Genomic DNA, 11,755 nt, shown 5'->3' with positions numbered 1-11,755 from the left:
TAGACGCCTCTCCACTGTTCCGGGAGGGGTTTCTTTGCTTCGTCATGCCTTCGTCCGTCGCCCGCGAGCGAGACGTGCGGCTGTCGCCGCGGCCGCTTCCGCGATGCTCGCGGGCGGCGCGGTCCCGCTGCTGCAGACGTCCGCCTCCGCGGTGGGCGCGGTTCAGGAGACGGTCGTACCCGCCGCGCTGCGGAGTTCCTACACCTCGGCCGCATTCTCCGGCACCTCGACGGGATCCGGCCACGACAGTGCCGGGGCGCAGGGTGTCTTCCACAGGCAGGAGGGCAGGACGGGGCTGCTGTGGACGCGGTACGCCGACGGCGAGTCCGTCCCCGTACCGCAGCGGTCCGGCCTGTCCCCCATGGCCACCGGCAGCGATGTCCTGGCGTACAAGGACGCCGACGGCCGGGTCGAGTTCTGGGACGCGACGGACGGTACGTCCCGCAGCGTCCAGATCCCCGCGAACCTCGGGTATCTCACGGCCTTCGACAACCTGGCCGTCGCGTTTCGCAACGAGCCCGCCGAGGACGGGACGAGCACCCGGATCATGCACCTGCTCACCCCCGGGCCCGACGGAAGCACCCGTGACGTGACCGTCGGCGGTGGACCGGCGGGGCTGCTGCTCGGCATACCTGCGGGCGCCGACGCCACGAGCGTCTTCCTGCGGGCGTCGCTGGACGGCGAGATGCGTCTGGTCGCGGTGGACCGGGAGAGCGGCCGGGTGCAGAGCTGGAGCGGCCCGCTTCCCGTCGCGTACAGCAGGGCGCTGATCGCCCCGGACCATGTCGTCGTCTTCGCCTACGACAAGGCCAAGGTCCTGGTGCTGCCCCGCGCCGACCTGTCGGCGACACCTGCCGAGGTCGTTCTGCAGGGGACAGGCGACGGGCCGAACGCCACCCACGACCTGGCTGTCGTCGGCGACTGGCTGGTCAACGGCGTGGGCCAGGTGACCGCGCAGCCGATCGCGGGCGGGCAGGCGATGACGCTGATGCCGTCCTCGAGCTACGGGATCGCGGCCGGCCCCGGCGGCTCCGCCGTGAAGATCGGCCGCACCGGCCCCGACGACTGGGGCATCCGGCGCCTCGCACCCGGTCCGGACGGTACCCCGGTCGTCACGCAGGTCAGGCCGCTGCCCAAGCCGCCCGTCCCGGTCCAGGGGATCTCCCTCGACGAGGGCCGTCTCGTCGTCACGGACACCAGCAGGAACGGAACGCGTGACGACTACGTGCGGACCGTCGCGGTGACCGGAAGCCCCGAGTACGGCGAACGTGGCGACTTCACCCCGCGCCTCACGTCCGACGTGATGATCGGCTCCTGCGAGACCGACAGCGCGTCCTGTGCCCCGCTGCACGGAACCGCCGACGGCCGGATCGTCTGGCTGGAGCACGGGTCGGAGACCGCCGAGATGCTTCGGGTGAACGGCCCGACGGCGGCGGGGCTGTGGCAGCAGGCCGTGCCCGCAGGCGGACGGGTCACCGACGTCTCGGGCCGGTACGTCCTCTACACGGCCGCCGACAAGCAGTACGTGTACGCGATCGGCGGCGACGGCACCCCGGCGCTCACCCGTACTCCGGGAGCCGCCGCGCTCTCCGGCGACGTGCTCTGGACGGCGGGATCGACGCCCGGCACCGTCACCGCGTACGACCTCACCGCGAAGAAGACCACCGAGACCCTCACGACCGCCGCCGGCTGCACGCCCACCGAGCTGCAGGCCCTCGGCCGCTGGATCTACTGGACCTGTGACGGCAGGGCCGGTGTGTTCGACCGTACGGCGAAGAAGTCCGTGGCCGTGCCCGCCGGCGAGGCGAAGCTCGGCGACGGGTACGTCGTCACCCACGACAAGGCGGCCGGGAAGCTGACGCTCACGGCGGTCGCGGGCGGCAACGCCGAGAGCCGGGTCATCGGCGACCTGCCCGACACCGGCGTCTCGCAGCGCGACGTGCGCTGGACGGTCGACGAGTCCGGCGCGAACGCCGCGTACGTGGACGGCCTGCAGCGCGTGCACCTCGTGGCGTCCGGGGTGGCCCAGCAGCCGCTGCGGCTGCTGGCGCCGGCCCAGAAGGCTTCCTACGTCGAGCAGAGTCAGATCGACACGACACCGGGCACCCTCGCCACCCTGCTGCTGTCGAAGCCGTCGTCGAGCTGGCGGCTGACCGTGCGGAACAAGGCCGGCAAGGTCGTGGACACGCAGGACGGCGGCGCCGCGCGCGGGGAGCTGAGCGTCGGCTGGTCCGGCGTCGACCACACCCTTCCCGGGGACGTGCTCCTGCCGAACGGCTCGTACGACTGGACGCTGTCCGTCACACCGGCGGACGGTGCCGGAGGCTCGTTGGAGGTGGGTGGCACGGTCGGGCTGCGCAAGGCCGCACCGGCGCGTCACGACCACACCGGCTCCGGAGGACATGGCCCGGACGGCATCGGTGACCTGCTCACCCTCAGCTCCTTGGGCGGGCTGACCTTCCAGCAGGGCGACGGGAAGGGCGAGTTCGCCGGAAAGGTCACCGGCAACGGCTGGTCGGCCAAGGCGGTCGCGGTGCCGTTCGGCGATCTGAACGGCGACCGCTGCAACGACGTCCTGGTGCGGATGAGCGACGGGTCCCTGCGCGGCTACAAGCCCGCGTGCGGCACGGCGCCGACCCCCTCGACCTCGTACAAGGCGCTCGGCACCGGCTGGAACGCGTACGACGTCCTGACCTCGCCCGGCGACCTGACCGGTGACCGGCGGCCGGATCTGCTCGGGCGGAAGGCCTCGACCGGCGACCTCTACCTGTTCGCCGCGAAGAGCGACGGAACGCTCGCCGCGGGCAAGAAGATCCGTACGGCGTGGACGGGCTACACGAAGATCGTCGGTGCCGGGGACCTGAACGGTGACGGGATCGGGGACGTCCTCGCGCGGGACAAGGCGGGAACGCTGTACCGCTACAACGGCACCGGGGCAGGTCTGCTGAAGGAGCGGGTGAAGGTCTTCTCCGCCTGGGGCGCGTCCTACAACGCGATCGTCGGGGTCGGCGACATCACCGGCGACGGGAAGAACGACCTGGTCGAGCGCGACACCTCGGGGAACGTCTACCGCAGCGCCGGTACGGGGACGGGCTCGTTCGGCTCCCGGGTGAAGATCAGCGGCGGCTGGCAGGGCTACAAGGGCCTTTTCTAGCCAACTTGCCCTCCCCTGCAGCGCATGTCATGCCCCCGGCGAGGGAATCGCTGGGGGCATGACAGATGACGCCAGAGCGACTGGGCTGTCGGACGAAGAGCGGCTGGCCCAGCTCGGCTACACACAGGTACTCGCCCGCCGCATGTCGGCGTTCTCCAACTACGCGGTCTCCTTCACGATCATCTCGGTCCTGTCGGGCTGCCTGACGCTGTATCTGTTCGGCATGAACACCGGCGGTCCCGCCGTGATCACCTGGGGCTGGGTCGCGGTCGGACTGATGACGCTGTTCGTCGGACTCGCGATGGCCGAGATCTGTTCGGCCTATCCGACCTCCGCCGGGCTGTACTTCTGGGCGCACCGGCTCGCCCCGGAGCGCAGCGCGGCCGCCTGGGCGTGGTTCACCGGCTGGTTCAACGTCCTCGGCCAGGTCGCCGTGACCGCGGGCATCGACTTCGGCGCCGCGTCCTTCCTCGGCGCCTATCTGAACCTCCAGTTCGACTTCGAGGTGACGCCGGGCCGCACGGTCCTGCTGTTCGCCGGGATCCTGATCCTGCACGGCCTCCTCAACACCTTCGGCGTGGGGATCGTCGCCCTCCTCAACAGCATCAGCGTGTGGTGGCACGTCGTCGGCGTCGCCGTCATCGTCGGCGCGCTGACCTTCGTGCCGGACCACCACCAGTCGGCCGGCTTCGTGTTCACGGAGTTCGTGAACAACACGGGCTGGGGCAGCGGCGTCTACGTCGTCCTCGTCGGACTCCTCATGGCCCAGTACACGTTCACCGGGTACGACGCCTCCGCCCATATGACGGAGGAGACCCACGACGCCTCCACGGCAGGCCCGAAGGGCATCGTGCGGTCCATCTGGACCTCGTGGATCGCCGGGTTCGTCCTGCTGCTCGGCTTCACCTTCGCCATCCAGTCGTACGACAAGGAGCTGGGCTCGGCGACCGGCGCGCCCCCGGCGCAGATCCTGCTGGACGCGCTCGGCGCGACCTCCGGGAAGCTCCTGCTGCTCGTCGTGATCGGCGCGCAGCTGTTCTGCGGCATGGCGTCGGTGACGGCCAACAGCCGCATGATCTACGCCTTCTCGCGCGACGGCGCGCTGCCGTTCTCGCACGTGTGGCACACGGTGAACCCGCGCACCCGGACCCCCGTGGCGGCGGTCTGGCTGGCCGCGCTGGGCGCTCTGGTGCTCGGCCTGCCGTACCTCATCAACTACGCGGCCTACGCCGCCGTGACGTCGATCGCGGTGATCGGCCTCTATGTCGCGTACGTCATCCCGACGCTGCTGCGGGTGCGGAAGGGGGACGCCTTCGAGCGCGGGCCCTGGCATCTGGGCCGCTGGTCCCGCCCGGTCGGCGTGATCGCGGTCGGCTGGGTGGCCGTCATCACGGTCCTGTTCATGCTGCCCCAGGTCTCCCCGGTCACCTGGGAGACGTTCAACTACGCCCCGATCGCCGTCCTGGCCGTCCTCGGCTTCGCCGCGGCCTGGTGGCTGGCCTCGGCCCGTCACTGGTTCCTCAACCCCGAGCACCGGCGCACGATCGCCCGTGAGGCCGCCCGCAAGGGTGCACCCGAACCGGTCGATCCCTGACCTTGTGGGCCTTCGGCGTGGCCGGGGCACCGATACCCGATCGGAGTCCCGGCCACGTCCCGCTATGCTCGGGGATGCATCGGCGCGAGCCGGTGCGCCGTGTCGGTGTTTTCCCGGTGCGGGGACCCTTAGCTCAATTGGCAGAGCAGTGGACTTTTAATCCATTGGTTGTGGGTTCGAGTCCCACAGGGTCTACGGAAGAGCCCCCGGTTCAGAGCGATCTGAACCGGGGGCTTGTTTCGTTCGAGGGCCGTCAGCCGGCCGTGAGTCCCGTGAGTTCCGTGCGCTCCGTGAGTTCCTGCAGCGGCAGCGTGTGCTGGGTCTGGAGGACCTTGGCGCGCAGGTAGCGGACGTTGTGGGCGGTGGTGAAGACGCCCGTCGGGACACGGTGGGAGACCGTGATGCCGAGCTCGCGGAGCTGTTCGGCCTTGTCCGGGTTGTTGGAGAGCAGGTCCAGGGAGCCGATGCCGAGGGCCCGGAGCATCTGGGCGGCCGCCGTGTAGTCGCGGTCGTCCTCGGGCAGACCGAGGGCCGCGTTGGCGGCGTAGGTGTCCAGGCCCTGGTCCTGGAGGGCGTACGCGTCGAGCTTGTTGTAGAGGCCGATGCCGCGGCCCTCCTGGCGCAGGTACAGCAGGACGCCGCCGCGGTCCGCGATCTGTTCCACCGCCTCGCGCAGCTGGGGTCCGCAGTCGCAGCGGGCCGAGCCGAACACATCGCCGGTCAGGCACTCGGAGTGCAGTCGCACCAGCGGGTTCGGGCCGGGCTCGCCGAGGACGACGGCCAGGTGCTCCTTGCCGTCGTCGAGGCCGTGGAAGGTCACGAGCTGGGCGTCGACGGAGTAGCCGTCGCCGAAGCGCAGGGGTACGCGGACGCGGGTGCGCACGGTGGCGGTGGGGTGGTCGCGCATGGGGTCTCTCCGTCCGGCGGGTTCGTACGGGGCTGTGCTTCAGATTTGAAGCACAGCCACGGAACGAGACACTACATCTGCTTCAAACTTCAAGCAATGGGGTTCACGTCCCCCTCGAGCGCCTCACGAGGAGCAGGAGCGCCGCCGCCAGGGCAGATCTTCCCCGGGCGCCCCGGAATTCCCGCCCTGGATCGCCCGGGTGATGGTTCCGCAGATCTCGTCCAGCTGCCGCACCTGCTCGGGGGTCAGATGGTCGAAGATCGCCGTCCGCACCGTCTCGACGTGCCCCGGCGCGACCCGCTCCAGGAGGGCCGTGCCCTCGTCGGTGAGGACGGCCATGTGCCCGCGCTTGTCGGTGGGGCAGCCCTCCCGGCGTACGGTGCCGTCCTTCTCCAGCCGGGTCACGGCGTACGTCAGACGGCTGCGGGTGATCTTCTGGGCCTCGGCGAGGTCGGTCATCCGCAGCCTCCGCTCCGGTGCCTCGGACAACTTGGCCAGGATGGAGTAGTAAAGGTGGGGCATCCCCGCCTCCGCCTGGAGCCGGCGGTCGATGGCGTCCTCCAGGAGGGAGCTCGCGGAGAGGTACGAGCGCCAGGCGTGCTGTTCGGCGGCGGTCAGCCAGCGGGTCGTCATGAGACCAGTCTAGGTATTGTTTAAAAATTGAACCACTGCGCTCGAACTCACCGCGCGCGTGCGACCGGAGGAAGCGTCCCGATGCCCCGTCCCTACGTCCTGCTGTCCGCCGCCGTCTCCCTCGACGGTTTCCTGGACGACACCGGCCCCGAGCGGCTGCTGCTCTCGGGCCCGGCCGACTTCGACCGGGTCGACGAGGTGCGGGCCTCCAGCGACGCGATCCTGGTGGGCGCCGGCACCCTGCGCACGGACAATCCGCGGCTCCTGGTCAACTCCGCCGAACGGCGTGCGGCCCGTGTCGCCGGCGGCCGCCCCGAATACCCCCTGAAGGTCACCGTCAGCGGTTCCGGTGAGCTCGACCCCGGGGCCCAGTTCTGGCACACGGGCGGCGAGAAGATCGTCTACACGACGGACGAGGGCGCGCTGCGGGCGTCCGCCCTGCTGAAGGGGATCGTCGGCGTGGACGTCGTCCCGACCGGGCCCGGACTCGACTGGCGTGTGCTCCTGGAACACCTGCACGACGTACGGGGGGTGCGCCGCCTCATGGTCGAAGGGGGCGGCAAGGTCCACACCCAGCTCGTGCGCGAGGAACTCGCCGACGAGCTCCAGCTCGCCGTCGCCCCCCTCTTCGTCGGGCAGCCGGACGCGCCGCGGCTGTTCGGGACCGGGGAGTACCCCCGGGGCCGGATGCGGCTGGTGGAGACGCGGCCCGTCGGCGACGTCGTGCTCATCCGCTACGTCCCCACCGCGCCCGGCGCCGGCTCGCTCGCCTCCGCCGCGGACCGGCGGTGGCTGGAGCTCGCCTGTGAGCTGGCGGAGCTGTGCCCGCCCTCGAAGACCGCCTTCAGCGTGGGCGCCGTCGTGGTCGCGGCCGACGGGACCGAGCTGGCCCGGGGTCACTCCCGCGAGGGCGGCGATCCCGTCGTGCACGCCGAGGAGGCCGCCCTCGCCAAGATCGACCCGGCCGATCCCCGGCTGGCCGCCGCCACCGTCTACAGCAGCCTGGAACCGTGCGCCCACCGCGCCTCCCGGCCCGCGCCGTGCGCCCGGCTCATCCTGGACGCCGGTGTGCGACGGGTCGTCACCGCCTGGCGCGAGCCCGACACGTTCGTCAGGGACGCCGACGGGAACGGGCTCCTCGCCGCCGCGGGCGCCGAGGTCGCCGTCCTTCCCGAGTACGCGGACCGCGCCAAGGCCCCCAACCGGCATCTGGTGGCGGGGTAGAAGCCGGGGAGCAGCAGGGGAGAAGCCGGGTGCCCGCGCCGCTGGAGGGGCACGTTCAACGCGTGTGCTTCGGGTCCCGCGGATGGCGTACACTGGTTTCAACGACGCGGGGTGGAGCAGCTCGGTAGCTCGCTGGGCTCATAACCCAGAGGTCGCAGGTTCAAATCCTGTCCCCGCTACTGAAGGCCAAGGGCCGGAACTCGGATTCACGAGTTCCGGCCCTTGGTGTTTGCCCCCGCCGGTTCCGCCGACTGCTCCGGGCTCTTTTCCGGCTTCTTCCGCTTCCTTTCGGCCGCTTTCGCCTTCTTCCGGCCGTGGTTCTTCGTGCCGCTCCCGGTTCGCGCGGTTCTTCGTGCCGGTCCCGGTTCGCTCCGGCAGGCGGTGTCCTCCCCCGGTCGGGCCACACCGGTCGCCCGCCGCCCCCGTACCGGGTCTTCTGGACGGGTGGCGGGGCAGCCAGGAGGCGAGCGGCGGACCGGACGGCCCCGTGACCGGGCCGACCGGCTGTCCCGCGGTGTCCGTGGGTCCGGGAGCCTTTTGCCGCCCGGTCCGGCGGCGGTGGCGGAGCCGCGCGGGATCGTGTACGCACGCGCCTTCGTCCGGGCCCTGCCCGTGCTGTTCGTCGCCGCCGGGGTCGTCTACGACTACCTCACCCCGTCGGAATTCACCGCGACCCCCCTGTTCGCGGCCGCGCCCCTGGTCGCCGCACCCCTCTATTCGCCGCGCGGAACCGTTCTCGCCGGCGCCCTCGCCGTCGGCGCCGTGATCATCACCCACCTCGTCCTCGGCATCGTCCTTCAGGTCGACGCGGTCACCGAGGTGGTCACCGTGGCGATGGCCGCGGTCCTCGCCGTCCTCATCAACACGGTCGTCCGGCGCGGCGACGAACGGCTCGCCTCCGTCCGGGAGATCGCCGAGTTCGCGCAGCGTGCCGTGCTGCCCGAGCCCGAGGCGCGGATCGCCGGACTGGAGGTCGCGGCCCGGTACGAGGCGGCGCAGGAGGACGCGTTCATCGGCGGGGACCTGTACGCCGTGCAGGACTCCCCGCACGGCGTACGGCTGGTCGTCGGGGACGTACGGGGGAAGGGGATGACCGCGGTGGCCACGGTCGCGACGGTGGTCGGGGCGTTCCGGGAGGCGGCCGAGCAGGAGGCGACCCTGGAGGGCGTCGCGGAGCGGCTGGAGCGGGCGCTGACGCGCGCGGGCACCCGGCGCGACAGCGTCGACGCGGCCGAGGGGTTCACGACCGCGGTCCTCGCCGAGATCCCGCACGGCGAGGACGTCGTACGCGTCGTCAACCGCGGTCACCCGCCGCCCCTGCTGCTGCATCCCGACGGCACGCTTCTCACCCTTACCGCCGAGTCCTTCGCGCTGCCCCTCGGGATGAGTGAACTGGGAAGCCTGCCCGCCCCGACGGTGCGGGAGGGATTTCCGCGCGGGACGACGCTGCTGCTGCACACCGACGGACTGTCCGAGGCCCGTGACGCGCGCGGGGAGTTCTTCGATCCGGCCGTCTGGCTGGCCGGACGGGTCTTTCCCTGCCCCGACGCGCTGCTGGCCGCCCTCTTCGAGGCGGCCCGCCTGCACACGGGCGGCGCGTTGACGGACGACATGGCACTGCTCGCCGTCCGGCGCCCGTGACGGGTGTGCTCGCCGAGGGAGCCGCGCGTTGTCCGGGAGGTGTTTCACCCCCTGGGCGACGGCTTTTTCCGGGCTCGGTCACGAGCGGTGACCGGACCGTGTCCCTCCGCCTAGCACCTGACTTACTGTCAGAAAAACCCGTGTCGACACCATGAGGTCAACTCGCCCGTTTTTCATCGCTCATGACCCCAAAGTCCTGGCCAAGAGCCGTTAATGATCAGTCGGAACAGCTTGGAATTCGGTGCCTGGGTCTATTAACGTTCGATAACGCAGCGCGGTCGTCACAACCGTCACAAGAGGCGGCTCCGTGCGCACGCGCCGAATCCCGTAAGGGAACCGGGGAACCAACTCGTGGGGTGAATCGGGCGTATTCCGCCGTGGAAACACGGTGGCCGTACGCGCGTAGGAGACCTTCCTGCTCCGAACCCGTCAGCTAACCCGGTAGGCGGCAAGGAAGGAAAGGAGTGCGCCCACGTGGCGTCCAACCGGCCCGCTCAGCCAACCTCGTTCGCGCCGAACGAAACACACACCTTCGGCTACGGCAAGGACGAGGGACCCTGGGAGGAGTGGAATCCCACCGCGGATTCCGTCGCTCCCGTCCGCGGCCGGCACCGCACGGGCAAGCAGCGCGGCGGAGGACTCGCCCGCAGCTCCACGGTTCTCGGCGTCGGCGTCATAGCCGCCGTCGGTGCGGGTGGTATCGCCAGCGCCGCTCCGGGCAAGCCGCCCGTCTCGATCTCGCTGCCCGACCTGTCGTCGGTCACCGATTCGGCGAAGGCCCTGATCTCGGACGGCGGATCCAGCACTCCCAAGGGCTCCGCGACCCCGCTCACCAGCGCCGGTCTGACCACCGTCGACGAGGCCCAGGGCACCACCGACGCCGGTGAGGCGCTGCGCGACCGCATCATGCAGCAGGCCCAGGCGCAGCAGAACCAGGCCGACACCGCCACGCAGCAGGCCGCCCAGACGGCCGCCGCGAAGAAGGCCGTCGACCTCGCCGCCAAGCAGCAGAACGAAGCCGAGGCCAAGGCCGACGCCGCGAAGGAGAAGGCGGAGGAGGCGGCCAAGGCGAAGGCCGAGCAGGAGCGCCTCGCCGAACTCGCCAAGAGCTACACGCTGCCGACGTCCTCCTACACCTTGACCTCGACCTTCGGCGAGGCCGGTGCCCTGTGGTCCTCCGGCTACCACACCGGACTCGACTTCGCGGCACCCACCGGCACGCTCATCAAGGCGGTCCACAGCGGCACCATCACGGAGGCCGGCTGGGCCGGCTCGTACGGCTACCGCACGATCCTCACCCTCGACGACGGTACGGAGCTCTGGTTCTGCCACCAGTCGTCCATCAGTGCCAGCGTGGGCCAGAAGGTCGCCACCGGTGATGTCATCGGACGCGTGGGCGCGACGGGCAATGTCACCGGGGCGCACCTGCACCTCGAAGTGCACCCCGGCGGCGCCGCCACCGGCATCGACCCGATGGCGTGGCTCCAGAGCAAGGGCCTCAACCCCTGATTTCCGATCTCCGGCAGCCCTGACGTCAACCCCCCCGACGTCAGGGCTGTCGGTCGTCCGGGCGCGGGCGACGGCCCGCCGGCCCAGGTGATTGCGGAATACATCCATCCGGGACGGGTGTTGAACCCGTACATGACTTCTCTTCGCAAGCTCGGTTCGTCCGACCTCGAGGTCTTCCCGCTCTCCCTCGGGGGCAACGTCTTCGGCTGGACGGCCGACGAGACCCGGTCCTTCGCCGTGCTCGACGCCTACGCGGCCGCCGGAGGCAACTTCCTCGACACGGCCGACTCGTACTCCGCCTGGATCGAGGGCAACGAGGGCGGCGAGTCCGAGACCATCATCGGCAAGTGGCTGAGGACCCGCGGCAACCGCGAGGACATCGTGGTCGCCACCAAGGTCAGCCAGCACCCCGCGTACCCGGGTCTGTCCGGCGCCAACATCAAGGCCGCGGCCGACGCGTCGCTGCGCCGCCTGGGCACCGACCACATCGACCTCTACTACACGCACTTCGACAAGCCGGACGTGCCGGTCGAAGAGATCATCGGCGCCCTCGACGAGCTGGTGACGGCCGGCAAGGTGCGGCACATCGCCGCCTCCAACATCTCTCCGGAGCGGCTGCGGGAGTCCCTGGAGTTCTCCGACCGCGAGGGCCTCGCGCGGTATGTCGCGCTCCAGCCGCACTACAACCTCGTCTCGCGCGACACCTACGAGGGCTCCCTGCTGGAGGTCGCCTCCCGGGCCGGTCTGGCCGCCGTCCCGTACTTCGCGCTCGCCTCCGGTTTCCTCACCGGCAAGTACCGCCCCGGTACGACGGTCGACTCGGCCCGGGCCGCGGGCGCGGCCAAGCACCTCGACACGGAACGCGGGCCGCTGGTCCTCGCCGCCCTCGACGAGATCGCCGCGGCCCACGGCGTCGCCGTCCCGACGGTCGCCCTCGCCTGGCTGGCCGCACAGCCGACGGTCGCCGCGCCCATCGCCTCCGCCCGCACCGTGGAGCAGCTCCCGGCCCTGCTGGGGGTCGCGGACCTGGTGCTGACGGACGAGGAACTCACGCGCTTGACGCAGGCGTCGGCGTAACGGCCGTACCGCGGAC

8 protein-coding genes, 2 tRNA genes and 1 riboswitch are annotated in these 11,755 nt (G+C 70.9%); of the genes, 8 read left to right on the top strand and 2 right to left on the bottom strand.

Translation table 11 applies throughout. The features are described from left to right. Positions 1-103: 103 nt before the first annotated feature. From OG410_RS20390 to OG410_RS20380, 3 genes are all read left to right on the top strand, one after another. A complete protein-coding gene (locus tag OG410_RS20390; RefSeq protein ID WP_329300512.1) occupies positions 104-3,154 on the top strand; it encodes an FG-GAP-like repeat-containing protein in 3,051 nt (1,016 codons plus the stop codon). Between the two features lie 58 nt (positions 3,155-3,212). Continuing rightward, positions 3,213-4,748 (top strand): amino acid permease, encoded by a 1,536-nt coding sequence (locus tag OG410_RS20385; RefSeq protein ID WP_329300511.1) that lies wholly within the window; start codon positions 3,213-3,215, stop codon positions 4,746-4,748. A 122-nt stretch (positions 4,749-4,870) separates the two neighbouring features. Then, positions 4,871-4,943: transfer RNA gene (locus tag OG410_RS20380), tRNA-Lys, on the top strand. A gap of 58 nt (positions 4,944-5,001) precedes the next feature. On the opposite strand, the gene OG410_RS20375 is transcribed toward OG410_RS20380, so the two are convergent. Both OG410_RS20375 and OG410_RS20370 read right to left on the bottom strand, forming a co-directional pair. Beyond that, on the bottom strand, positions 5,002-5,655 hold the full coding sequence (locus tag OG410_RS20375; protein ID WP_329300510.1) for a GTP cyclohydrolase II: 654 nt from the start codon (positions 5,653-5,655) through the stop codon (positions 5,002-5,004). Between the two features lie 123 nt (positions 5,656-5,778). Next, positions 5,779-6,288 carry a MarR family winged helix-turn-helix transcriptional regulator gene (locus tag OG410_RS20370; protein ID WP_329300509.1) on the bottom strand — a complete coding sequence of 170 codons (510 nt, stop codon included), beginning with the start codon at positions 6,286-6,288 and terminating at the stop codon, positions 5,779-5,781. A gap of 81 nt (positions 6,289-6,369) precedes the next feature. On the opposite strand from OG410_RS20370, the gene OG410_RS20365 reads away from it, so the two are divergent. From OG410_RS20365 to OG410_RS20345, 5 genes are all read left to right on the top strand, one after another. Next, entirely contained in the window at positions 6,370-7,512 is a 1,143-nt protein-coding gene (locus OG410_RS20365) for a dihydrofolate reductase family protein (protein WP_329300508.1), read from the top strand. A 105-nt stretch (positions 7,513-7,617) separates the two neighbouring features. Then, positions 7,618-7,691 (top strand) — tRNA-Met (locus OG410_RS20360). Positions 7,692-8,016: 325 nt separating this feature from the next. Further along, a complete protein-coding gene (locus tag OG410_RS20355; RefSeq protein ID WP_443063898.1) occupies positions 8,017-9,153 on the top strand; it encodes a PP2C family protein-serine/threonine phosphatase in 1,137 nt (378 codons plus the stop codon). A gap of 306 nt (positions 9,154-9,459) precedes the next feature. Then, positions 9,460-9,616, top strand: a riboswitch (cyclic di-AMP (ydaO/yuaA leader). Positions 9,617-9,627: 11 nt separating this feature from the next. Further along, positions 9,628-10,662 (top strand): M23 family metallopeptidase, encoded by a 1,035-nt coding sequence (locus OG410_RS20350; RefSeq protein WP_329300506.1) that lies wholly within the window; start codon positions 9,628-9,630, stop codon positions 10,660-10,662. Between the two features lie 132 nt (positions 10,663-10,794). Continuing rightward, complete coding sequence (locus OG410_RS20345) at positions 10,795-11,739, top strand: aldo/keto reductase (protein WP_329300505.1); 945 nt, start codon at positions 10,795-10,797, stop codon at positions 11,737-11,739. Positions 11,740-11,755 lie beyond the last annotated feature (16 nt).

It is taken from the genome of Streptomyces sp. NBC_00659 (genome assembly GCF_036226925.1).
Lineage (GTDB): Bacteria > Actinomycetota > Actinomycetes > Streptomycetales > Streptomycetaceae > Streptomyces.
Note: the sequence above shows the minus strand (reverse complement) of the source record. Positions and strands in the feature narration are given on the sequence as shown.